The following is a 22,178-nucleotide window of genomic DNA, read 5'->3' as shown; positions in this document are numbered from 1 at the left end:
GAGCGTTAACCATACCGGACGGAAATGCGCCCGGTATGCGAAAACACTTGTTTAGCGGTTTTATACGCGCTTGAAGCGGGCGGCGAAGAAGCCGTCCATGCCAGCCATTTGCGGATTGCCGTCAAAACGATCGGGCGGCAGGTCTGCCGGGGTGGACCGCAAAAAGCCTTCCGCCGTCACCAGCCCTTCAAGACCGGGACAATCCTGCTCCGTGATCGGGAACGGCTCCAGCAGCGGGTTTTCCGCTGCCTTGCGCGCCATTTCCTCGCCTTCGAGCGGATGCAGCGAACAGTTGGAAAAGACGATCACGCCGCCGGGTTTGACCAGAATGGCCGCGTGCGCAAGAAGCTTGCCCTGAAGTTCCGCAAGTTTTGCAATGTCCTGCGGGGTCTTGGTCCATGGCACATCCGGGTGACGGCGCACCGTGCCGGTGGACGAGCAGGGCGCATCCAGAAGCACGGCGTCAAACAGTTCGTCCGGCTGGAAATCCATCAGATTGGTGGCGACGGTCTTCGCCTCGAAACCAAGCCGTTCCAGATTGCCGTTGAGCCGCTTCAGGCGGTTTTCGGAAAGGTCGAGCGCGGTCACATCCGCGCCCTGAAGCACAAGCTGCGCCGTCTTGCCGCCGGGGGCGGCACAGAGGTCAGCCACCCGTTTGCCTTTGATGTCGCCCATCAGGCGGGCAGGCAGGCTTGCCGCCACATCCTGCACCCACCAGTCGCCTTCGGCAAAGCCCGGCAGGTCGGTGAGATTGCCTTCGACCGTTTGCAGGCGCACCGAACCGTTGGGAAGCGCCATGCCGCCGAGCTTTTCGGCCCATGCCTTCGCATCGCCCTTGACCGTGAAATCGATCGGCGGCTCATAGGCGTGCATGGCGAGAATGGTTGCGGCTTTTTCCGCGCCATAGGCATCCGTTATGCTCTTGGCGAACCATTCCGGCACATTGGTTTCGGGCTCCAGCGTGTGGGCGAGAGCGCGTTCCTTGTTGCGCGCGAGACGCCGCAGCAGCGCATTGACCAGACCGGCATATTTGCGGTTGCGCGGATCGTTGTTAGCCGCTTCCACCGCCAGATCGACCGCCGAATGATCAGGCAGGTCGAGATAGAAAATCTGGGCGATGGCGACATGCAAAAGATGTTTCAGCGCCACGGCATTTTCCGGCAATGGCCGGTCGAGCCGCTTGTTGATGGCGCGTTCGATGCTGCCGCGATTGCGCAGCGCAGAACCCAGAATGGCGCGAACCAGAGCGCGGTCGCGCGGCTCAAGCGCCAGATATTGCGGATGGCCGTGGGTATTGTCGGTCAGGCCGTCGAGCGAGGTGTTCTTTTCGATCACCGCGCCGAGAAGGCGGGCCGCACACAAACGCGCCGCCAGACCTGGGCGCAGGTCTGCGGCGTAGTTGTTCTGCGGCTTTTTGTTTCCACGCTTCGGCGCGGCTTTTTTATCGTTCACACTATTCTTCTTTATTTACGACCACGGCCCTCGAAAACCGGAACCGCCATTGCTGCTGCCGCCTGCATTACCCCATGGACCGGTGCTTTGGGAAGGGGCAGCGGCGCGTGGTGCCATTCCGCCAGAGCGGATGCCCATTTCGGCAGCCATCTGTTCAAGTGCGGCAATGCGGTTATCAGTATCCGGGTGGGTCGAGAAAAGATTGTCGGCACCGCGCCCGCTCAACGGATTGATGATGAACATATGCGCGGTCGCCGGGTTGTGTTCGGCCTCCTCGTTCGGGATAGCCTTGGCGCCACGCGCGATCTTGCCCAGCGCGGAGGACAGCCACAACGGATTGCCGCAGATTTCCGCGCCGCGCCTGTCGGCGGCGTATTCGCGGGTGCGGCTCACCGCCATCTGCACGATCATCGCGGCAAAGGGCGCGACAATCATGGCGAGAAGCGTGCCGACCACGCCCATGATGCCATTGCCGTTCTCGCGGTTGCCGCCAAGAAAGAAGGCAAAATTGCCGAGCATGGATATGGCACCGGCAAGCGTCGCCACGATGGTCATGGTCAGCGTGTCGCGGTTCTGGACGTGTGCCAGCTCATGCGCCATTACGCCCGCCACTTCTTCTGGCGAAAGCCGGTTGAGCAGGCCGGTCGTCGCGGCAACGGCGGCGTTTTCCGGGTTGCGGCCCGTGGCGAAGGCGTTCGGCTGGTCTTCATGGATGATATAGACCTTCGGCATCGGCAGGCCCGCATTGGCGGCAAGGCCGCTCACCATGCGGTAATAGTCGGGCGCGCTGCGCTCATCCACTTCCTGCGCATTATACATGCGCAGCACCATCTTGTCGGAGTTCCAGTAGCCGAACAGGTTCATGGCGACGGCGATCACTAGCGCGATCATCATGCCGCCTCCGCCGCCCAGCAAATAGCCGATGCTCATGAACATGACCGTCATGAGCGCGATCAGCATGGCAGTTTTCGTCATATTCATCCGTGGCGGTCTCCAAATCTTGAGCCGCGCGCCCTCGCAAGGGTTTTGCACGGCAAGCCTTTCTGCCTATATGATGGGTATGAAAAGGCTTCGCTTCAATAATGGGAGCAGATGCAGCCAACAGGAATGTGACCGATGAGCGAGAAAACCGACGCAACCGAAGCCCCGGAAAATGTGGACAAGCGCACGTTTGAAGACCTGCCGCCTGCGGCCCAGCGCGCCTTGAAGGAAGCCGAAGCGCGCCGCGCCGCCGAAAAGGAAGCGCAAGCACCGCGCGAAATTGGCGGGCGCGGCGGAAAAGATCCCGCCCGTTATGGTGACTGGGAGATCAAGGGGCGGTCGATAGATTTTTAGTCTCTGATCAGTCCGGCTTCTTTGCCAATGGCAAGAATTTCATGTGAAGGCGTGTCGATCCATTGGGCTTGAGTTTCCGGTCGAACGGTTTCACGCCAGAGCCGCACGAGTTCGAACCCCATTGAATAACCAAGCCAACGGGGAAATTTTCCTCTGCCAAAAAACCATTCGGCGTGATTGTAATCGGGAGATTGCAAATCTGCGACTGTTGGGCGGTGCACGCTCAACCGGTCGATGTCGACTGCACGTTCCCACGGCTCTGGTGGTGAGTTCATCAGATGTTGGACGAAATTTCCTGCCAAGCCTTCGCTTACCAACGCTTCACCAAGTGTCCATCCATAGCCCGGTCCAGCCATGCGCATGCAGTGATGGATTTCATGCAGCGCCTGGCGCTGGAGCGTTCCGTTTGTAAGGCTGGGTTTAAGATTGGGATTTTCTGGGTCGAAGTTTAATGAAAACAACGTGCTGTTGTGGGCTCGTCCCAGAATTCCGATCTCTGGAATTATATGTTTCGAACGATCGAGAAGAATATCGAGCTTAGGAGGCGAAACGAAGCGTTCCAGAGTTCTGAAGGCTTCGGCAATCTCAACGTCGATACGTTGCTGAAATTCTTTGAGGCCGCCTGATGCAGTCAACCAATGTAAAAGCCAGATATCCTTGAAGGCAGATTCCATACCAGTTCTCAGGAAATGAGTGACTGAAATCGAGTGTAGGACACTTCAATTCTCACACAAGTCAAAGAATTGGGGATGTGAAAAGGCCGGGAAATTCCCGGCCTTTCGTTTGTCATTTCTTGTTCTGGCGATTTTCGATCAGGTCGTCCACGACGCCCGGATCGGCCAGCGTCGAGGTATCGCCCAGTGCGCTGAACTCGTCTTCGGCGATCTTGCGCAGGATGCGGCGCATGATCTTGCCCGAGCGGGTCTTCGGCAGGCCCGGCGCGAACTGGATCTTGTCCGGCGTCGCGATTGGGCCGATTTCCTTGCGCACGTGCTGGGTCAGTTCCTTGCGCAATGCCTCTTCGTCATGGACGGTCTCGCCAGTCATCAGCGTGACATAGCAATAGATGCCCTGTCCCTTGATCGGATGCGGATAGCCCACGACGGCGGCTTCCGAAACCGAGTGATGCGAGACGAGCGCCGATTCGATTTCCGCGGTGCCGAGGCGATGGCCGGAAATGTTGAGCACGTCGTCGACACGGCCCGTGATCCAGTAATAGCCGTCCTCGTCGCGGCGGCAGCCGTCGCCGGTGAAGTACTTGCCCTTATAGGTCGAGAAGTAGGCTTCGACGAAGCGCTTGTGGTCGCCGTAAAGCGTGCGCATCTGGCCCGGCCACGAATCGATGATGCACAGATTGCCGTCTGTGGCGCCCTCGACGACCGCGCCTTCATTGTCCACGAGTTCCGGCTTGATGCCGAAGAACGGGCGTGTTGCCGAACCGGGCTTCAGGTCCGTTGCGCCCGGCAGCGGCGTGATGAGAATGCCGCCGGTTTCCGTCTGCCACCATGTATCGACAATCGGGGAACGCTGGTCGCCAACCACGTTGTAATACCATTCCCAGGCTTCCGGATTGATCGGCTCGCCGACCGAGCCGAGCAGGCGCAAGGTCGAGCGCGACGACCGGGTGACGAATTCATCGCCCGCACCCATCAGCGCGCGGATGGCCGTCGGCGCGGTATAGAAAATGTTGACGTGATGCTTGTCGACGACTTCCCAGAAACGCCCCTGGTCGGGGAAGTTGGGCACGCCTTCGAACATGAGCGTCGTCGCGCCGTTGGCGAGCGGCCCATAGACGATATAGGAATGGCCCGTCACCCAGCCCACGTCCGCTGTGCACCAGTAGATGTCGCCATCGTGATAGTCGAAGACATATTGATGCGTCATCGATGCATAGACGAGATAACCGCCGGTGGTGTGCAGCACGCCCTTCGGCTTGCCGGTGGAACCGGAGGTGTAGAGGATGAAGAGCGGGTCTTCCGCGTTCATCGGTTCCGGTTCGCAGGTCGGCTCCACGCTTGCCACTTCCTGGTGGTACCAGAGATCGCGGCCCGGACCCCAGCTCACCTTGCCGCCGGTGCGGCGCACGGTGAGAACCTTGTTGACCATCACATATTGCTTGGCCGCAATGTCGATGGCGGTATCGGTGTTTTCCTTCAGCGGAACCGGCTTGCCGCCGCGCACGCCTTCATCGGCGGTGATGACGAAGGTGGATTCGCAGTCGACGATACGGCCGGCCAGCGCCTCCGGCGAGAAACCGGCGAAGACGACCGAATGCACCGCGCCGATGCGCGCGCAGGCCAGCATCGCATAGGCGGCTTCCGGGATCATCGGCAGATAGATCGTGACGCGGTCGCCCTTCTTCACGCCGTGCTTCTTCAGCACATTCGCCAGACGGCAGACGTTTTCATAAAGTTCGCGATAGGTGATCTTCTTGTCGATATAGGGATTGTCGCCTTCCCAGATGATGGCGACCTCGTCGCCACGGCTCTTCAGGTGGCGGTCGATGCAGTTGTAGGAAACATTGGTGACGCCGTCCTCATACCATTTGATGGACACGTCGCCGTTGAAATCGGTGTTCTTGACCTTGGTGAAGGGCTTGAACCAGTCGATGCGCCGTCCGTGCTTTGCCCAGAAGCCGTCCGGGTCGCTCACGCTTTCCTGATACCAGTCGAGATAGGTTGCGTTGTCGATGAGCGTGTTTCTCTTTGCCTCGGCAAGAACCGGGTAAAGCTTTTCCGACATGATGTCCTCCTTCAGCATTCCGCGAACCGGACAGCCATGTCCCGCTCGCATAATGCACCCAAAACTGCCCGGCACCTCCCGCCGGATGAGACGGCTTGCCGAGAATGGCAAGACCATCGGGTGCCCTGTCTACCTTCCATCGCGGGCAAGGTAAATTAGACAATCGGCGCGTCCATGATCCACAATGACGCATCGTTGGGAAGGGCGGCTGGCAGCACTCGCTGACGATTGTTGCTAATATATTGTTTTTACAGTTTAAAAACCTTTTGGAGTGATTATCTTCTAATCAGGAGCCTTGCAATATGGCTCTTCACAAAAAGGGGAAATCGCCATGACGACGTCCGCTTTGAATGCGAAATCAGCCTTCGAACTCCAACTTGCCGGCTACGGCCTGACGACGGCGAAAGTCTTTTACCACCTGCCCGATCATCCGCATCTGCTGCAACTTTTCGTCTGGCAGGATTATGACCTCGCGCCGGATTTTCCGGTGCTCAATCATTTCATCGAGTTCTGGAACAGGGAAATCGACGGGCCGTTGCATTCGGTCAGCTACACGCATTTCCGGCTGCTCGGCCCCTCGGACTGGAGGAATGTGCAGGGCGAGATCGTCCTGCATTAGGAGCATTTCCAGCAAAAGTGTGAAGCGGTTTTGCGCAGGATAATGCGACAAAACAAATAGTAGGGGACAAGGGACTCAGGCGGGGTTGGCATAGCTCCGCCCGCCGAAGATGGCCGAGCCGACACGCACCGATGTCGCGCCGAAGCCGATGGCGGTTTCATAATCGCCCGACATGCCCATGGAGAGCTTTTCGACGCCTGCTTCCCGCGCCAGTTTTTCCAGAAGCGCGAAATGCGGCCCCGGATTTTCGTCCGCAGGCGGGATGCACATCAGCCCCTCGATGGCGAGGCCATGTTCCTTGCGGCAGCGCTCGACAAAAGCCACGGCCTCTTTCGGCGCAATACCAGCCTTTTGTTCTTCAAGGCCGGTGTTCACCTGCACATAGAGTTTGGGGCTTTTGCCCTGCTTCTTGATTTCATCGGCAAGGGCAGCGGCGATCTTTTCGCGGTCGACGGTTTCGATGACATCGAAGAGCGCGACGGCATCGGCGGCCTTGTTGGATTGCAGCGGGCCGATGAGATGGAGTTCGATGCCGGAATAATCCTCCCGCAACTGCGGCCACTTGCCTTGCGCTTCCTGCACGCGGTTTTCGCCGAAGACGCGCTGGCCTGCATCGAGCGTGGGGCGGATGGCATCCGCGTCGAAGGTTTTTGACACCGCGACAAGGGTAACGGAGCCTTTATCGCGTTGTGCTTCCTTTTCAGCTTGGGCGATTGCGGCCTTGACCGTGTTCAGGTTCGCTACGATATCTGACATGAAACTCTCGCTTTCAGGCTTTTCGTCCGCAAAAGGTTGACGCTTTCGCCAATACGTGGTGAAGGTCGCCATTAAATATCGACTCTCCTTATTGCATCACCTTCGTGCGAGTAAATACGGTCATGGCAGCCGAACGTTATAATCCGCGCGTGGCGGAAGCTCATTGGCAGAAAGTCTGGGAAGAAGACCGGACTTTCGAAACCGACAATGGCGACAGCCGCGAGAAATATTATGTGCTCGAGATGTTCCCCTATCCGTCGGGGCGCATCCATATGGGCCATGTGCGCAACTATGCGATGGGTGATGTCGTCGCCCGTTACAAGCGCGCCAAGGGTTTCAACGTGCTTCATCCGATGGGATGGGATGCGTTCGGCATGCCTGCGGAAAACGCTGCAATGCAGAACAAGGTTCATCCCAAGGAATGGACCTACCAGAACATCGCCACGATGCGCAGCCAGCTGAAATCGATGGGGCTTTCGCTCGACTGGGCGCGCGAATTCGCGACCTGCGACGTGGAATATTATCATCGCCAGCAGATGCTGTTCATCGACCTTTTCGAAAAAGGCCTGGTGACGCGCAAGACTTCCAAGGTCAACTGGGACCCGGTCGACAACACCGTGCTTGCCAATGAGCAGGTGGTGGACGGTCGCGGCTGGCGTTCGGGCGCACTGGTGGAACAGCGCGAACTGACGCAGTGGTTCTTCAAGATCACCGATTTCAGCGACGAATTGCTGGCCGGTCTCGACACGCTCGACCAGTGGCCGGAAAAAGTGCGCCTGATGCAGCGCAACTGGATCGGCAAGTCGGAAGGCTTGCAGGTCCGCTTCGCGCTGGATGGCAAGACCGCGCCGGAAGGTTTCTCGGAAATCGAAGTCTATACGACCCGCCCCGACACGCTGTTCGGTGCGGCTTTCGTGGCGATTTCCGCCGATCATCCTCTGGCGAAGAAGCTGGCTGAAAACAATGCCTCGCTCACCGGCTTCATCGATGAATGCCATCACCATGGCACATCGCTGGCGGCGCTTGAAACCGCTGAAAAGAAAGGTTTCGACACTGGCGTAAAGGTCGAGCACCCGTTCGACGAGAACTGGGAGCTGCCGGTCTATGTCGCCAATTTCGTTCTGATGGAATATGGCACGGGCGCGGTTTTCGGCTGCCCGGCGCACGATCAGCGCGACCTGGATTTCGCCAACAAATACAAGCTGAAGGTTACGCCTGTCGTTCTGCCGAAGGGCGAAGACGCGGCAAATTTCAGCATCGGCGACACGGCCTATACCGACGATGGCGTGATGATCAATTCGCGCTTCCTCGACGGCATGACACCGGAAGCCGCCTTCAATGAAGTGGCGAACCGTCTGGAGAAGACCGATCTCGATGGCAAGCCGCAAGCGGTTCGCAAGGTGCAGTTCCGCCTGCGCGACTGGGGCATTTCGCGCCAGCGTTACTGGGGTTGCCCGATCCCGATGATCCATTGCGAGGCTTGCGGCGTCAATCCGGTGCCGCGCGCCGATCTGCCGGTCAAGCTGCCGGACGATGTCGAGTTCGACCGCCCGGGCAATCCGCTCGACCGTCATGCCACATGGCGTCATGTGAAATGCCCGAAATGCGGCGGCGATGCGCGGCGCGAGACGGACACGATGGACACGTTCGTCGATTCGTCCTGGTATTACGCCCGCTTCACGGCACCTTGGGAAAACGAGCCGACGGATCGCGCGGTTGCCGACCGCTGGTTGCCGGTCGACCAGTATATCGGCGGCATCGAACACGCGATCCTGCATCTGCTCTATTCGCGCTTCTTCACCCGCGCGATGAAGGTTGCCGGTCATGTCGGCATCGACGAGCCGTTCAAGGGTCTGTTTACGCAGGGCATGGTCGTGCACGAAACCTACAAGGCCAATGGCCAGTGGGTGGCGCCTGCCGATATCCGCATCGAGGAAAGCGACGGCAAGCGCAGCGCGACTTTGCTTTCGACAGGCGAGCCGGTGGAAATCGGTTCCATCGAGAAGATGTCGAAGTCGAAGAAGAACGTTGTCGACCCGGATGACATCATCGCTTCCTACGGTGCCGACACGGCGCGCTGGTTCATGCTGTCTGATTCGCCGCCCGAGCGTGACGTGATCTGGACGGAGGCCGGTGCCGAAGGCGCGCATCGTTTTGTGCAGCGCGTCTGGCGTCTGGTGGCCGAAGCTGCCGAACAGTTGAAGGACGTTGCGCCGAAGGCGGGAACGCAGGGCGAGGCGCTTGTCGTTTCCAAGGCCGCGCACAAGGCGGTCAAGGCTGTCGGTGACGATATCGAAAAGCTCGCCTTCAACCGTGGCGTGGCCCGTCTTTACGAGCTGGTCAATACGGTCGCCGGTCCGTTGCAGCAGGTTGCCTCCGGCAGCGCGGATGACGAATTGAAGGGCGCTGTCCGCGACGCTACCGAAAAGCTTATCGCGATGCTGGCGCCGATGATGCCGCATCTGGCCGAACAGTGCCTGGCAGCGCTCGGCGGCAAGGTGGCTGGTCGCGAAACGCTGGTTGCCCGCGCGCCATGGCCGGTCTTCGATCCGGCCTTGGTAGTGGAAAACGAGATCGTTCTGCCGGTTCAGATCAACGGCAAGAAGCGTGGGGATTTGACAATCGCCCGCGACGCTGATCAATCTAGCATCCAGCAGGCGGTGCTCGAACTTGACTTCGTCAAGGCTGCGCTCAATGGAGGCTCGCCGAAGAAGGTTATCGTGGTGCCGCAAAGGATCGTCAATGTCGTTGCCTGACCGCTTTTTCTCCGCAATCAAAGCTTTCCGCATTGCGTTTTTCGCAGTGGGAGCCGCGGTTCTGATGGCTGGATGCACCGTGCAGCCGCTTTACTCCTCCGGCGCTGGCGTCGGTGGCACCATTGGCGGCAGCGTGACGCCGGACATGCGCACGAAGCTTGCTTCGGTCGCGATCGATCCGGCTGGCGACGTCTTCGGCCAGCAGGTCCGCAATCGCCTCATCTTCCTGCTCGGCGGCGGTGCTGGTGAGCCGGCCAACCCGACCTATCGGCTTGGCCTTGGCCTGAGCAGCTACACGCTTGCGGCGGTCAGCGTCGATGTCGGCGATACGACCGACCGTACCGGCCGTCCATCGTCCGGTATCGTCAAGGCGACGTCGAATTTCGTGCTGCGTGACAAGGACGGCAAGCCGCTTGCCGCTGGCACTCGCACGGTCGGCGCTTCCTTTGACCGTCCGCGTCAGGAATTTGCGAACCTGCGTGCCGAGCGCGATGCGCGCAAGCGCGCCGCGGAAGAACTGGCCGAACAGATCTTCCTCGGTCTGGCGCAAAAGATGTCGAAGCTCCAATAGAGCGGCTTTAACGGTATCGTTGGAACCGCTCTATCCATTCGTTTTTTCCGCATTTGCGAACGCAAAACCGTTTCGCATTTTGCTGGAAATGCTCTGGTTGGGCTGGTCCGAACTGGCGGAAGGCGGTACTCTCGGTGCCGCCTTTTGTGTTTCAGGGAGCAATGATGCGTCTCGTTTCGTTTTCCGCGAAGGGCTATCGTTCGTTGCGTTCCGTTCGTGTCGATCTCGGGCAGGTGGCGGTTTTTGTCGGCGAGAACGGGGCCGGAAAATCCAATCTCTATCGCGCCCTGCAATTGGTGAAGGCCGCTGCCGAGGGCAATTTCTCAACCGAAATCGTGCGTGAAGGCGGAATGCAATCGGCGATGTGGGGCGGAAGCCGCCGCAAGCACGAACCGGCGCGAATCATTCTCGAAGCGCATTTTGAGGATGAAAGGCTGGCATCGCGGTTTGCCTATAGTGTCGAGGCGGGATTGCCGCCGCCTGTTTCGGGTGCCTTTCCCTTCGAGCCGCAGATCAAGGAAGAGAAGCTCAGCCTCGATACGGGGCGCCGTCCTGTCGATCTGATGGACCGGCGCGGGCCGGTTGTCTTTGCGCGGGATGGGGAAGGGCGGCGCATGGAGCATCCGTCACGCCTGCTGACATCCGAAAGCGGGCTGGCGGTGCTGGGACAATCCGGCCATTACCCCGAGATCGGCGATTTGGCCGCGCAGATGCGAAGCTGGCGCTTTTATCATGGCTTTCGAAGCGACCGCGACGCACCGGCGCGTCAGCCCTCCATCGCTGCGACCGCCGCCATGCTGGACGAGGACGGCGGCAATCTTGCCTCGGTCTTCGCGACGCTTGCCCATATCCGGCAGGATACGGTCGATCTGGACCGTCTGGTGGCCGATGCGCTGGATGGCGCGAGGCTCGATATTCCCTTTCCGGGCGAGACGGCGACATTCGGCCTGAATTTTCCGGCTTTTCCGCATCGCATATTCCGGGCCGGAGAATTGTCCGATGGGCAAATCCGCATGCTGGCGCTTGCCGGTGCTCTGCTTTCCTATCGCCTGCCGCCGCTAATCGCCCTCAATGAGCCGGAGGCGAGCCTGCATCCCGATATGCTTCCCTCGCTCGCCCGCATGATCGCCCAGGCATCCGAGCGCAGCCAGATATGGGTGGTGACGCATTCCGCCACCCTTGCAAGAGCTATCGCCGAGCAATGCGGCGCGCGACCGATCCGGGTGAGCAAGCAGGATGGGGAAACGGAGCTGGAATAAAAAAGGCGAGCCGATGGCCCGCCTTTCAGTCGTCTGACAAGAGCAGCCCATTCAATGATGAATCGATGGAACTGCTCCAAGTTTTTGTTTTTAAGCATTATCCTACACAAAACCGCTTCGCGCTTTTGCTGGACATGCTCCAGGTCGCAGATCAGGCGATCTTCTGGCCGGTTTTCGCCCAATCGGCGAGGAAAGCTTCGAGACCCTTGTCGGTCAGCGGATGCTTGACGAGCGCCTTCAGCGTGGCAGGCGGCGCGGTCACGACATCGGCACCGATGAGAGCGGCTTCCTTGACGTGATTGACGGTGCGAACCGAAGCAGCAAGAATCTCGGTGCGGAAATCGTAATTGTCATAAATCGTGCGGATTTCGGCGATCAGTTCCATGCCGTTGATGCCCGTATCGTCCAGGCGGCCGATGAACGGCGAGATATAGGTCGCGCCAGCCTTGGCGGCGAGCAGGGCCTGATTGGCGGAGAAGCACAGCGTCACATTGGTCTTGTGGCCTTCCGACGACAGCTTCTTGCAGGCGCGCAGACCGTCCAGCGTCAACGGAACCTTGATGCAGATATTGTCGGCGAGCTTGGAAAGAACGGCGGCTTCCTTCATCATGCCGTCGAAATCCGTCGCGGTGACTTCGGCCGAGACCGGACCCTTGACGATGCTGCAGATTTCCTTGGTGACTTCAAGAATGTCGCGGCCCGACTTTGCAATCAGCGACGGGTTGGTGGTCACGCCATCGACCAGCCCAAGGTCATTGAGCTCGCGGATTTCCTTGACGTCCGCAGTGTCCACGAAAAACTTCATAACAGCGTTCCTCCATAATGAGCGCGGGTGGATTTGAGGAATTTAAAACCATTTAATTCCCGGAAGGTGGCTTTTCTTTAGCGCAAAGCCGCGCCAAGGTCACGCGATCATGTCGAAAGATTCGCACGATATTGCAAACCCCATTTCTGGCCTGTTTCCGGAGCTTGCCCCCCGGGTGGTTCCCGTGCTCGTGCCCATGCCCGCGGAGCGGCCTTATTCTTATATGGTTCCGGCGGGCATGAACGTCCAGCCCGGATCGATTGTGCGCGTACCGCTGGGACCAAGGGAAGTTGCGGGGATCGTCTGCGAGGGCGAAACCGATGCCGTCGATGCCAGAAAATTGCGGGAAATTTCGGAAGTTTTCGATTGTCCGCCGGTTGGCGGCGACATGCTGCGCTTCATGCGCTGGGCAGCCGACTACACGCTGTCGCCGCCCGGCATGGTGGCGCGCATGGTCCTGCGCGTGCCTGCCGCATTCGACCCCGAACCGTCGGTGCCGGGGCTTCGCTATTGCGGCGGCGAGCCGGAGCGCATGACCGACGCCCGGGCGCGGGTGATGGAGCTTGCCCGCGACGGGCTTGCCTGGACCAGATCGGGCCTCGCCCATGCGGCGGGGGTTTCGATGACGGTCGTGGACGGGCTGAAGGCGCAAGGCGTTTTCGAGGAAGTGATGCTGCCGCCGCCAGCCGTGGTGGCAAAGCCCGATATCGATTATGCCCGGGCCACGCTTTCGGAAGACCAGCAGGCGGCGGCGGAAATGCTGTCGGAAGCGGTGGAAGCTGGCGGTTTTTCGGTTTCGCTTCTCGACGGCGTGACCGGTTCGGGCAAGACCGAGGTTTATTTCGAAGCGGTCGCCAAGGCGATCGAGCAGGGCAGGCAGGTGCTGATTCTCCTACCGGAAATCGCGCTGACGCAGCAGTTTCTCGACCGGTTCCATGACCGGTTCGGGGCAAAACCTGCCGAATGGCATTCCGATCTTGCGCCGCGTACCCGCGAACGCGTCTGGCGGCAGATAGCGGAAGGCACGGTGCGGGTTGTGGCGGGCGCGCGGTCGGCTCTGTTTTTGCCCTTCAAGGAACTGGGGCTGATCGTCGTCGACGAAGAACATGACCCGGCCTACAAGCAGGAAGACCGGGTCTTCTACAATGCACGCGACATGGCGGTGGTGCGCGGCCATATCAGCGGTTTTCCGGTGGTGCTGGCATCGGCCACGCCCTCCATCGAAAGTCAGGTCAATGCGGAGCAGGGGCGCTACAAGCGAATCAAGCTCTACGGACGCTATGCGGAAGCTGCACTGCCCGACCTGAAGACCATCGACATGCGACGTTCGCCGCCGCCGCCGGGCCGGTTTCTGTCTCCTGCCCTGACGGAAGCGGTCGGCAAGACGGTGGAACGCGGCGAACAGGCGCTTTTGTTCCTCAACCGACGCGGTTATGCGCCCCTGACACTGTGCCGGGTCTGCGGCCATCGCTTCCAGTGTCCGCAATGTTCAAGCTGGCTGGTGGAACACCGCTTTCGCGGGCAGCTCATGTGCCATCAGTGCGGCTATCACGAGCCGGTTCCGCAGGCCTGTCCCGAATGCGGCACGCTCGATCATCTGGTCGCCTGCGGTCCCGGGGTGGAACGCATTGCCGAGGAAGTGGCGGCGACCTTCGACAAGGCGCGAATCATCGTTCTTTCGTCTGATATGGCGGGTGGAGTGAAGCGGCTGCGGCTGGAACTCGACGCTATCGCGAAAGGCGAGGCGGATATTGTCATCGGCACGCAGTTGGTCGCCAAGGGGCACAATTTTCCCAATATGACGCTGGTGGGCGTCGTGGATGCCGATCTGGGGCTTGCCAATGGCGATCCGCGCGCGGCCGAGCGCACCTTCCAGCTGCTCAATCAGGTGACGGGGCGCGCCGGACGAACCGGGCGCAAGAGCCTCGGGCTTCTCCAGACCTACCAGCCCGATCATCCGGTGATGCGGGCCATCGTCAGCGGCGATGCGGACGCGTTCTATGCCCGTGAGATCGAGGAGCGCGAGCGCAGCAACCTGCCGCCTTACGGACGGCTTGCAGCGCTGATTATCTCCGCCGACAACCGGCCCGACGCCGAAAATCATGCGCGTGCGCTTCGCCGTGCTGCCCCTTCGTCACGGGAGATATCCGTGCTCGGCCCTGCCGAAGCGCCGCTTGCGCTGGTGCGCGGACGTCACCGCTTCCGAATTCTGGTGCACGGGACAAAACGCGCAGATATTCAAGGATTTATCCGTGCGCTGCTGGCGGCTGCGCCAAGGGAAAAAGGCTCGATCAGGGTGCAGGTGGATATAGATCCGCAAAGCTTCCTGTAGGCTGTTGATATTCAGGCTCTGCCGGCCTGCAAATAGCGTCTTTGTGCGCTTCCGGTGCTCACGTACTTCAAGTACGCTCCGCTCCGGTTCTTCAAAGCCACTATTTTCGGCGCGGCATAACCAGAATCTGAACAGCCTACGCAGGATGGAACGTGGTGCCAAATTCCGCTATAGGGCAAGAAACGACGAGGGTAATTGCGATGGAATTCTATCTTCCTGCCACGACCGGAGAATGGCTTGCATGGGGCTCTGCGGCCATAACGGCACTGGCCGGTCTTGTCATGCTTTTCGCACCCGGCATAACGATGAAGCTCTTGCGCCTCCAGCCGATCAACGGCCGGCCCGAAGGTTACGGTTCCATCCGCGCGACGCTTGCAGGACCCTATCTCGGCGTGGGGCTTGGATGCCTCATCTTTGCCCAGCCTTTTCTTTGGGTGGTGCTGGGTACCGTATGGGCGTTTGCGCTGTTCGGGCGCTTCATTTCGATGATGTCGGATGCGGGCGGGCGCAGGGGCGGACCGACCGGCGGACGCTTCTACGGCAGCCTCGCGGCATTGGTGGAATTCGTGCTCGCAGCCGGTCCGCTGCTCTACGCATTCGGCTTCATTTCCTGACCGGAAAGGGCCGGGTTTTGCACGTCAGGCGTGCAGGCTTTGTCACGGAAGGTAGCACTGGCGCGGCAGATGCGACTTTTTTGACCGCGAAAGGCGGCAAATCTTACACAAAAGTGCCGGATTCGCGTGTTGCGAGTCCTGTTCGTCTATGCTAGACGGCAATCACATTTCGGTGTTGACGTGCTCGCGCGTCAGTGGTTTTCCGGAAACATTCAATAAAATCATCGGCTTGGCGTCCTGAGCAAGATTGGGCCCCAAAAGGATGGTTTCAACGTAGAGAGCAGGTTGTTCGTGGCTGAAACGTCTTCGCTCATTTCAGGTGTCGCACAGCGTTACGCCGGATCGCTTTTCGAGCTCGCGCTCGACGCGAAATCCGTTGCAGCTGTGGAAAAAGATCTTGACCGTTTCGAGGCGCTTCTGAGCGGAAGCGAAGACCTCAAGCGACTGATCTCCAGTCCGGTGTTTTCCTCGGAAGACCAGCTTCACGCCATCGGCGCCATTGCCGACAAGGCAGGCATCAAGGGTCTGGTTGGAAATTTCCTGCGCGTCGTTGCGCGGAACCGCCGTCTCTTTGCATTGCCCGGCATCGTTGCCGCTTTCCGCAAGATTGCTGCTGAACATCGCGGCGAAGTCTCCGCCGATGTGGTTTCCGCGCACGAGCTGAGCGCTGCGCAGCAGAACGAATTGAAGGCAACGCTGAAGGGCGTGGCCGGCAAGGACGTGACGATCAATGTCACCGTCGATCCGTCGATCCTCGGCGGTCTTATCGTCAAGATGGGTTCGCGTCAGATCGACACGTCCCTTCGCACTAAACTTTCTTCTCTCAAGCTTGCACTGAAAGAGGTCGGCTGATGGACATCCGCGCCGCGGAAATTTCCGCTATCCTGAAAGAGCAAATCAAGAACTTCGGCAAGGAGGCTGAGGTCTCCGAGGTCGGTCAGGTTCTGTCCGTTGGCGACGGTATCGCCCGCGTCTATGGTCTGGACAATGTTCAGGCCGGTGAAATGGTCGAATTCCCTGGCGGCATTCGCGGCATGGCGCTGAACCTTGAAAGCGACAATGTCGGCGTCGTTATCTTCGGTGCCGACCGCGACATCAAGGAAGGCGACATCGTCAAGCGCACCGGCGCAATCGTTGACGTTCCGGTCGGTCCGGAACTGCTCGGCCGCGTTGTCGACGCTCTCGGCAACCCGATCGACGGCAAGGGCCCGATCAAGGCCAAGGAACGCCGCCGCGTCGACGTCAAGGCGCCTGGCATCATCCCGCGCAAGTCGGTCCATGAGCCGATGTCGACGGGCCTCAAGGCCATCGACGCCCTGATCCCGGTTGGCCGCGGCCAGCGCGAGCTGGTCATCGGCGACCGTCAGACCGGCAAGACCGCCATCATCCTCGACACCTTCCTGAACCAGAAGCCGATCCACGACAACGGCCCGGACAAGGACAAGCTGTACTGCGTCTACGTCGCCGTCGGCCAGAAGCGTTCGACTGTTGCCCAGTTCGTCAAGGTTCTCGAAGAACGCGGCGCCCTGGAATATTCGATCGTTATCGCGGCTACCGCTTCCGATCCGGCTCCGATGCAGTATCTCGCACCGTTTGCGGGCTGCGCGATGGGCGAATACTTCCGTGACAACGGCCAGCACGCCCTCATCGGCTATGACGATCTGTCCAAGCAGGCTGTTGCCTACCGCCAGATGTCGCTTCTGCTGCGTCGTCCTCCGGGCCGCGAAGCTTATCCGGGCGACGTTTTCTACCTGCACTCCCGTCTTCTCGAACGCGCGGCAAAGCTCAACGACGAAAACGGCGCTGGCTCGCTGACGGCTCTGCCGGTCATCGAAACGCAGGGCAACGACGTTTCCGCCTTCATTCCGACCAACGTGATCTCGATCACCGACGGCCAGATATTCCTCGAAACCAACCTGTTCTACCAGGGTATCCGTCCGGCTGTTAACGTCGGTCTGTCGGTTTCGCGCGTTGGTTCCTCGGCCCAGATCAAGGCCATGAAGCAGGTTGCCGGTTCGATCAAGGGCGAGCTTGCCCAGTATCGTGAAATGGCTGCCTTCGCACAGTTCGGTTCCGACCTTGACGCTGCAACGCAGCGCCTTCTGAACCGCGGTGCGCGCCTGACCGAACTCCTGAAGCAGCCGCAGTTCTCGCCGCTGAAGACGGAAGAGCAGGTTGCCGTGATTTTCGCCGGTGTTAACGGCTATCTCGACAAGCTTGCTGTCAACCAGGTTGGCAAGTTCGAAGAAGGTCTTCTCGCTTCGCTGCGCACCGAGCACAAGGACGTGCTCGAGGGCATCCGCAACGAGAAAGCCATTACCGATGACCTCAAGGGCAAGCTCAAGGCAGCGATCGACGCGTTCGCCAAGTCTTTCGCTTGAATTTTGTGACGGGATGAACGGATGCCTTCACTAAAGGATCTGAGAAACCGTATCGCCTCGGTCAAGGCGACGCAGAAAATCACCAAGGCGATGCAGATGGTCGCCGCGGCGAAGCTGCGCCGTGCCCAGGAAGCTGCGGAAGCCGCAAGGCCTTATTCGCAGCGCATGGGCGCCGTTCTCGCAAATATCGCGCAGAACGTCACCGGCGAAGATGCGCCGGCCCTGATGGCCGGTACGGGCAAGGACGACGTGCATCTGCTCGTCGTCTGCACCGCAGAACGTGGCCTTTGCGGCGGTTTCAACAGCCAGATCGCGCGTCTGGCGCGCGATCATGCCCGCAAGCTCCTCGCTGAAGGCAAGACGGTCAAGATCATCACGGTCGGCAAGAAGGGCGCGGACATCCTGCGTCGCGAATTTGCCAGCCTGCTGGTCGATCATGTCGATCTGCGCGAAGTCAAGCAGCTCGCTTTTGTGCATGCCGACCAGATCGGCCACAAGATCATCAAGCTGTTCGAGGAAGGCGCTTTCGACGTCTGCACGCTGTTCTATTCCGAATTCAAGTCGGTGATCTCCCAGGTTCCGACCGCACAGCAGCTTATCCCGGCTTCGGCTGGCGACAGCGTGGGCGGGGAAACTGCGGGCGACGCGATCTACGAATACGAACCTGATCCTGCGGCGATCCTGTCGACGCTGATCCCGCGCAATATCTCGGTCCAGATTTTCCGCGCTCTGCTGGAAAATGTCGCGGGCGAGATGGGCGCGAAGATGAGCGCGATGGACAATGCGACGCGCAATGCGGGCGACATGATCAACAAGCTGTCGATCACGTATAACCGCCAGCGTCAGGCGCAGATCACCAAGGAACTGATCGAAATTATTTCGGGTGCGGAAGCGCTCTAGAGCATTGTGCAGCCAGATGGAAACATCTGGCGTCGCACGGATGCGCCGGAATAGAATTTGGTTTACCGCGTGATTTTCCGAAAAGCCTGCAACTTTTCGGGATCACGCTAACGGAAGGTAAGGATCGATGGCAAAAGCAGCGACCCCGAAAACTACCGCCGCGGCCGAAGCAAAGCCAGCGGCGAAGGCGCCTGCCAAGAAAGCAGCGCCCAAGACCACCGCAGCAGCCAAGTCTGCCGCTCCAAAGGCAGCAGCGGCTGGCGCAATCGGCCACGTTACGCAGGTCATCGGCGCTGTCGTCGACGTCAAGTTCCCGGAAGGCCAGCTCCCGCTGATCCTGAACGCGCTTGAAGTCGACAATCAGGGCAACCGCCTGGTTCTCGAAGTTGCCCAGCACCTCGGCGAAGACACCGTGCGCACCATCGCCATGGACGCGACCGAAGGTCTGGTTCGCGGTCAGGAAGCACGCGACACCGGCGAACCGATCATGGTTCCGGTTGGCGTCGAAACGCTTGGCCGCATCATGAACGTCATCGGCGAGCCGGTTGACGAAGCCGGTCCGATCAAGACCACGGCGACCCGCGCCATCCACCAGAGCGCTCCGGAATATATCGAGCAGTCGACCGAAGCCGAAATCCTCGTAACGGGCATCAAGGTCGTCGACCTTCTCGCTCCTTACGCCAAGGGCGGCAAGATCGGCCTCTTCGGCGGTGCAGGCGTCGGCAAGACCGTTCTCATCATGGAACTCATCAACAACGTCGCCAAGGCGCACGGCGGTTACTCCGTGTTTGCAGGCGTCGGTGAGCGTACCCGTGAAGGCAACGACCTTTACCACGAAATGATCGAATCGGGCGTGAACAAGCTCGGCGGCGGCGAAGGTTCCAAGGCTGCCCTCGTTTACGGCCAGATGAACGAACCCCCGGGTGCGCGCGCTCGCGTTGCTCTCTCCGGTCTGACGGTTGCCGAAAACTTCCGTGACCAGGGCCAGGACGTTCTGTTCTTCGTGGACAACATCTTCCGCTTCACGCAGGCAGGTTCGGAAGTGTCGGCTCTTCTCGGCCGTATTCCTTCCGCCGTGGGTTATCAGCCGACGCTGGCAACCGACATGGGCGCCATGCAGGAACGCATCACGACGACGACCAAGGGCTCGATCACCTCGGTTCAGGCGATTTACGTCCCTGCCGACGACTTGACCGACCCGGCGCCGGCCACCTCGTTTGCCCACCTGGACGCCACGACCGTTCTGTCGCGCTCGATCGCAGAAAAGGGTATCTACCCGGCTGTTGACCCGCTCGACTCCACGTCGCGCATGCTTGACCCGAAGGTCGTCGGTGACGAACACTACGCCGTCGCCCGTCAGGTTCAGTCGATCCTGCAGCGCTACAAGGCCCTTCAGGACATCATCGCGATCCTGGGCATGGACGAACTGTCTGAAGAAGACAAGCTCACCGTGGCCCGCGCCCGCAAGATCGAACGCTTCCTGTCGCAGCCGTTCTTCGTTGCTGAAGTCTTCACCGGTTCGCCGGGCAAGCTGGTCGACCTCGCCGACACCATCAAGGGCTTCAAGGGCCTTTGCGCTGGCGATTACGATCATCTTCCGGAAGCTGCCTTCTACATGGTCGGCAGCATCGAGGAAGCTCTCGAGAAGGCCAAGAAGCTGGCAGCAGAAGCTGCCTGATGAATTGAATTTCCCGGTGGGCCGCAAGGCCCGCCGTGAAAGCCAATCATTTTGTTTAAGCATGTTCTGAAAACTGCTTCAGCTTTCCGGATCGTGCTTTTGAATTCAAGTGAGAACCATGGCTCAAGCTTTCCAATTCGAACTCGTGTCGCCTGAACGGCTCCTGCTTTCCGCGCAGGTGACGGAAGTCGTCATTCCGGGTAGCGAAGGCTATCTGACGGCTCTCGCCGGTCATTCGCCGCTGATGACGACGATCATGCCGGGTGTCGTTTCGGTGAAGCTTGCCGACGGCAAGTCCGACTCCTACGTGGTCTTCGGCGGCTTCGCCGATATCACCCCGCAGGGCTGCACCGTTCTGGCCGAATCGGCGACCCATGTGGACGATATCAACCCGGCAGACATTCAGCGCCGCATCGAGGAAGCCCGCAAGCATCTGGAAGATGCCTCGACCAACGAGCATCGGACCAAGGCGGAGATCTTCCTGCACCAGCTGATGACGCTGCAGGGAACGATCATGCCGGCCTGATAAGCAGGCAATTCATCGTGTTTCGGGAAAGCGGGCTTTTGCCCGCTTTTTCTTTTTCAGATCACCGTTCCGTCAGGGAATTTGTCCGCAGAACGGTCATATCGGCGCAAAACCCCATCACGCTTGCGTGAGTTCATGAAGTTCGCTTGAAAATGGTTCGGCAGCGATCTATCCAAACCTGAAATCATTAGTTTACTAATATATAAGGCGATTGGCATGGATACGGCAGACCTCAGAGCTGAAATGATAGATGCCATGGCGAAGGTTAATCGCAGGCTTCGCACTGTTTTTGATGCGCGCGTGAAGGAGCGCGGCCTGACGCTGGCCCGGGCGCGCACCTTGCTTGCCCTGATCGAACAGGAAGGCCTTTACCAGAAGGAGCTGGCCGAGGCGCTGGAGATCGAAAACGCGACCATGGTGCGCCTGCTCGATGGTTTGGAGCGCCAGTCTTTCATCGAACGGCAAACGGTCCAGGGCGACCGCCGCGCCAAGCGCGTCGTCATGACGGCGGAAGGCAAGATTCTGGCTGAACAGGTGGTGAAGCTCGCCGGAGACGTGCGTGAAGATCTTCTTGAAGGCGTGAGCGATGAAGAGTTGAGCGTTGCGCTCAACGTGCTTCGCAAAATGTCGGACTCGATGAACAAATCCCATTGATGGGGTTAATCAGTTCCCGAAGTTTCAAAGAGCCGGAGCCATCGCTTCGGCTTTTGTTTTGACTATCGCGCCTCATGAAAGCCAGCGGCGAAAATCAGGGCGCGAGGGTTCGCAGATAGGCCATCAGTTCGCTGGCCGTGTCGCTGGCCCGCTCCGGCTGGCGGGAAATGATCGCCTCGATCAATGTCGCATGTGCATTGGCCGAACCGGCTATGCCGGTCGACGGGCGAAGGCGGAACCAGAAGCGGCGGCTGTGGCTTTGCAGGGGCGCAGCGATGCGCGCCGCATAGGGATTGCTCGCAGCCGCGCCCAGAACAATGTCGAACGCCTTGTCGGCGTCCAGAAACAGCGCCACATCCTCGTCGGGAATTGCCTGCCGCATGGCAGCGGCAGCGGCTTCGAGCCGTTCATAGTCGCGCGGGCTGCCGAAGCGTGCGGCATCACGCGCCAGAACGCGCTCGACGCCTTCGCGCGCATCCAGCACCTTGATGAAATCCTTCGGGTCGATGGCCGCGATGGCAATGCCGGAGCGCGGACGCACCTCTACGAGACCTTCCCAGGCGAGACGTTGAATGGCTTCCCGCATCGGCGTGCGGCCCATGCCGGTCAGTTCGATCAGCGTACGCTCGTTGACGACAGTGCCCGGCTCCAGTTCCAGCGTGACGATGGAGCGCTCCAGAATGCGATAGGCCTGTTCGGCAAGGCTTTCGCTGGCCCAGCCATCCATGGCCGCCAGCGGCATGCTGGCCGGGCTGCGCGTCAGCCTGTCTCGAACGTTCGTTTCTTCCATGTCGTCCA

General features: G+C 59.8%; 20 protein-coding genes. 13 read left to right on the top strand and 7 right to left on the bottom strand.

Annotated elements, in window-relative coordinates:
- Positions 1 to 60: 60 nt before the first annotated feature.
- Complete coding sequence (locus AC0TOF_RS04755; RefSeq protein ID WP_473767375.1) at positions 61 to 1,452, bottom strand: RsmB/NOP family class I SAM-dependent RNA methyltransferase; 1,392 nt, start codon at positions 1,450 to 1,452, stop codon at positions 61 to 63.
- A 15-nt stretch (positions 1,453 to 1,467) separates the two neighbouring features.
- Entirely contained in the window at positions 1,468 to 2,433 is a 966-nt protein-coding gene (gene htpX, locus AC0TOF_RS04750) for a zinc metalloprotease HtpX (protein WP_122000265.1), read from the bottom strand.
- A gap of 135 nt (positions 2,434 to 2,568) precedes the next feature.
- Here htpX and AC0TOF_RS04745 point away from each other — a divergent pair, with 135 nt between their 5' ends.
- On the top strand, positions 2,569 to 2,787 hold the full coding sequence (locus tag AC0TOF_RS04745; RefSeq protein ID WP_121986175.1) for a DUF1674 domain-containing protein: 219 nt from the start codon (positions 2,569 to 2,571) through the stop codon (positions 2,785 to 2,787).
- Here the strand turns inward: AC0TOF_RS04745 and AC0TOF_RS04740 are convergent.
- Together AC0TOF_RS04740 and acs are read right to left on the bottom strand one after the other, a co-directional pair.
- Positions 2,784 to 3,461, bottom strand: a complete 678-nt coding sequence (locus tag AC0TOF_RS04740; RefSeq protein WP_473767374.1) for a DUF2268 domain-containing putative Zn-dependent protease — start codon at positions 3,459 to 3,461, stop codon at positions 2,784 to 2,786. The two genes, AC0TOF_RS04745 and AC0TOF_RS04740, sit on opposite strands and share 4 nt — an antisense overlap.
- Before the next feature lie 112 nt (positions 3,462 to 3,573).
- Positions 3,574 to 5,529 (bottom strand): acetate--CoA ligase, encoded by a 1,956-nt coding sequence (gene acs / locus AC0TOF_RS04735; RefSeq protein ID WP_473767373.1) that lies wholly within the window; start codon positions 5,527 to 5,529, stop codon positions 3,574 to 3,576.
- A 331-nt stretch (positions 5,530 to 5,860) separates the two neighbouring features.
- Between acs and AC0TOF_RS04730 the strand changes: the two genes are divergently transcribed.
- On the top strand, positions 5,861 to 6,148 hold the full coding sequence (locus AC0TOF_RS04730; protein WP_006471250.1) for an usg protein: 288 nt from the start codon (positions 5,861 to 5,863) through the stop codon (positions 6,146 to 6,148).
- Positions 6,149 to 6,223: 75 nt separating this feature from the next.
- On the opposite strand, the gene AC0TOF_RS04725 is transcribed toward AC0TOF_RS04730, so the two are convergent.
- Entirely contained in the window at positions 6,224 to 6,904 is a 681-nt protein-coding gene (locus AC0TOF_RS04725) for a YggS family pyridoxal phosphate-dependent enzyme (protein WP_473767372.1), read from the bottom strand.
- A gap of 122 nt (positions 6,905 to 7,026) precedes the next feature.
- Between AC0TOF_RS04725 and leuS the strand changes: the two genes are divergently transcribed.
- The 3 genes from leuS to AC0TOF_RS04710 all read left to right on the top strand — a co-directional run bounded on the left by leuS (position 7,027) and on the right by AC0TOF_RS04710 (position 11,490).
- Complete coding sequence (leuS, locus tag AC0TOF_RS04720; protein WP_473767371.1) at positions 7,027 to 9,660, top strand: leucine--tRNA ligase; 2,634 nt, start codon at positions 7,027 to 7,029, stop codon at positions 9,658 to 9,660.
- Positions 9,647 to 10,231: an LPS assembly lipoprotein LptE gene (gene lptE, locus AC0TOF_RS04715; protein ID WP_122000270.1), complete on the top strand. Its 585-nt coding sequence runs from the start codon at positions 9,647 to 9,649 to the stop codon at positions 10,229 to 10,231. The genes leuS and lptE overlap by 14 nt, the downstream gene beginning before the upstream one ends.
- A gap of 164 nt (positions 10,232 to 10,395) precedes the next feature.
- On the top strand, positions 10,396 to 11,490 hold the full coding sequence (locus AC0TOF_RS04710; protein WP_473767411.1) for an AAA family ATPase: 1,095 nt from the start codon (positions 10,396 to 10,398) through the stop codon (positions 11,488 to 11,490).
- A 151-nt stretch (positions 11,491 to 11,641) separates the two neighbouring features.
- Here the strand turns inward: AC0TOF_RS04710 and fsa are convergent, their stop codons facing one another.
- Positions 11,642 to 12,295, bottom strand: coding sequence for a fructose-6-phosphate aldolase (gene fsa, locus AC0TOF_RS04705; RefSeq protein WP_121983394.1), 654 nt, complete (start codon positions 12,293 to 12,295; stop codon positions 11,642 to 11,644).
- Between the two features lie 109 nt (positions 12,296 to 12,404).
- On the opposite strand from fsa, the gene AC0TOF_RS04700 reads away from it, so the two are divergent.
- From AC0TOF_RS04700 to AC0TOF_RS04665, 8 genes are all read left to right on the top strand, one after another.
- Entirely contained in the window at positions 12,405 to 14,627 is a 2,223-nt protein-coding gene (locus AC0TOF_RS04700; protein ID WP_473767370.1) for a primosomal protein N', read from the top strand.
- A gap of 200 nt (positions 14,628 to 14,827) precedes the next feature.
- Entirely contained in the window at positions 14,828 to 15,241 is a 414-nt protein-coding gene (locus AC0TOF_RS04695) for an AGROH133_08824 family phage infection protein (RefSeq protein WP_122000273.1), read from the top strand.
- A gap of 291 nt (positions 15,242 to 15,532) precedes the next feature.
- Positions 15,533 to 16,093 (top strand): F0F1 ATP synthase subunit delta, encoded by a 561-nt coding sequence (locus AC0TOF_RS04690; RefSeq protein WP_122000392.1) that lies wholly within the window; start codon positions 15,533 to 15,535, stop codon positions 16,091 to 16,093.
- Positions 16,093 to 17,622 carry a F0F1 ATP synthase subunit alpha gene (gene atpA / locus AC0TOF_RS04685; RefSeq protein WP_122000274.1) on the top strand — a complete coding sequence of 510 codons (1,530 nt, stop codon included), beginning with the start codon at positions 16,093 to 16,095 and terminating at the stop codon, positions 17,620 to 17,622. Before AC0TOF_RS04690 ends, atpA begins: the two co-directional genes overlap by 1 nt.
- A 21-nt stretch (positions 17,623 to 17,643) precedes the next feature.
- Entirely contained in the window at positions 17,644 to 18,522 is an 879-nt protein-coding gene (locus AC0TOF_RS04680; RefSeq protein WP_122000275.1) for a F0F1 ATP synthase subunit gamma, read from the top strand.
- Positions 18,523 to 18,649: 127 nt separating this feature from the next.
- The gene (atpD, locus tag AC0TOF_RS04675; protein WP_122000276.1) at positions 18,650 to 20,200 is read left to right on the top strand and encodes a F0F1 ATP synthase subunit beta; all 1,551 of its coding nucleotides are present in this window, start codon (positions 18,650 to 18,652) and stop codon (positions 20,198 to 20,200) included.
- Between the two features lie 118 nt (positions 20,201 to 20,318).
- Positions 20,319 to 20,726 carry a F0F1 ATP synthase subunit epsilon gene (locus AC0TOF_RS04670; protein WP_122000277.1) on the top strand — a complete coding sequence of 136 codons (408 nt, stop codon included), beginning with the start codon at positions 20,319 to 20,321 and terminating at the stop codon, positions 20,724 to 20,726.
- A 216-nt stretch (positions 20,727 to 20,942) separates the two neighbouring features.
- Positions 20,943 to 21,380 carry a MarR family winged helix-turn-helix transcriptional regulator gene (locus tag AC0TOF_RS04665; RefSeq protein WP_473767369.1) on the top strand — a complete coding sequence of 146 codons (438 nt, stop codon included), beginning with the start codon at positions 20,943 to 20,945 and terminating at the stop codon, positions 21,378 to 21,380.
- Positions 21,381 to 21,474: 94 nt separating this feature from the next.
- On the opposite strand, the gene AC0TOF_RS04660 is transcribed toward AC0TOF_RS04665, so the two are convergent.
- On the bottom strand, positions 21,475 to 22,170 hold the full coding sequence (locus tag AC0TOF_RS04660; RefSeq protein WP_122000393.1) for a GntR family transcriptional regulator: 696 nt from the start codon (positions 22,168 to 22,170) through the stop codon (positions 21,475 to 21,477).
- Positions 22,171 to 22,178 lie beyond the last annotated feature (8 nt).

Source organism: Ochrobactrum sp. PL_is501 (assembly GCF_055816895.1).
The sequence above is the reverse complement of the archived record's forward strand: the minus strand, read 5'-3'. Positions and strand labels throughout refer to the sequence as shown.

Excerpts from the sequence above, each read along its gene's own strand:
- htpX (WP_122000265.1), bottom strand. The coding sequence starts at position 2,433 with ATGAATATGACGAAAACTGCCATGCTGATCGCGCTCATGACGGTCATG.
- AC0TOF_RS04745 (WP_121986175.1), top strand. The coding sequence starts at position 2,569 with ATGAGCGAGAAAACCGACGCAACCGAAGCCCCGGAAAATGTGGACAAG.
- AC0TOF_RS04740 (WP_473767374.1), bottom strand. The coding sequence starts at position 3,461 with ATGGAATCTGCCTTCAAGGATATCTGGCTTTTACATTGGTTGACTGCA.
- acs (WP_473767373.1), bottom strand. The coding sequence starts at position 5,529 with ATGTCGGAAAAGCTTTACCCGGTTCTTGCCGAGGCAAAGAGAAACACG.
- AC0TOF_RS04730 (WP_006471250.1), top strand. The coding sequence starts at position 5,861 with ATGACGACGTCCGCTTTGAATGCGAAATCAGCCTTCGAACTCCAACTT.
- AC0TOF_RS04725 (WP_473767372.1), bottom strand. The coding sequence starts at position 6,904 with ATGTCAGATATCGTAGCGAACCTGAACACGGTCAAGGCCGCAATCGCC.
- leuS (WP_473767371.1), top strand. The coding sequence starts at position 7,027 with ATGGCAGCCGAACGTTATAATCCGCGCGTGGCGGAAGCTCATTGGCAG.
- lptE (WP_122000270.1), top strand. The coding sequence starts at position 9,647 with ATGTCGTTGCCTGACCGCTTTTTCTCCGCAATCAAAGCTTTCCGCATT.
- AC0TOF_RS04710 (WP_473767411.1), top strand. The coding sequence starts at position 10,396 with ATGCGTCTCGTTTCGTTTTCCGCGAAGGGCTATCGTTCGTTGCGTTCC.
- fsa (WP_121983394.1), bottom strand. The coding sequence starts at position 12,295 with ATGAAGTTTTTCGTGGACACTGCGGACGTCAAGGAAATCCGCGAGCTC.
- AC0TOF_RS04700 (WP_473767370.1), top strand. The coding sequence starts at position 12,405 with ATGTCGAAAGATTCGCACGATATTGCAAACCCCATTTCTGGCCTGTTT.
- AC0TOF_RS04695 (WP_122000273.1), top strand. The coding sequence starts at position 14,828 with ATGGAATTCTATCTTCCTGCCACGACCGGAGAATGGCTTGCATGGGGC.
- atpA (WP_122000274.1), top strand. The coding sequence starts at position 16,093 with ATGGACATCCGCGCCGCGGAAATTTCCGCTATCCTGAAAGAGCAAATC.
- AC0TOF_RS04680 (WP_122000275.1), top strand. The coding sequence starts at position 17,644 with ATGCCTTCACTAAAGGATCTGAGAAACCGTATCGCCTCGGTCAAGGCG.
- atpD (WP_122000276.1), top strand. The coding sequence starts at position 18,650 with ATGGCAAAAGCAGCGACCCCGAAAACTACCGCCGCGGCCGAAGCAAAG.
- AC0TOF_RS04670 (WP_122000277.1), top strand. The coding sequence starts at position 20,319 with ATGGCTCAAGCTTTCCAATTCGAACTCGTGTCGCCTGAACGGCTCCTG.
- AC0TOF_RS04665 (WP_473767369.1), top strand. The coding sequence starts at position 20,943 with ATGGATACGGCAGACCTCAGAGCTGAAATGATAGATGCCATGGCGAAG.
- AC0TOF_RS04660 (WP_122000393.1), bottom strand. The coding sequence starts at position 22,170 with ATGGAAGAAACGAACGTTCGAGACAGGCTGACGCGCAGCCCGGCCAGC.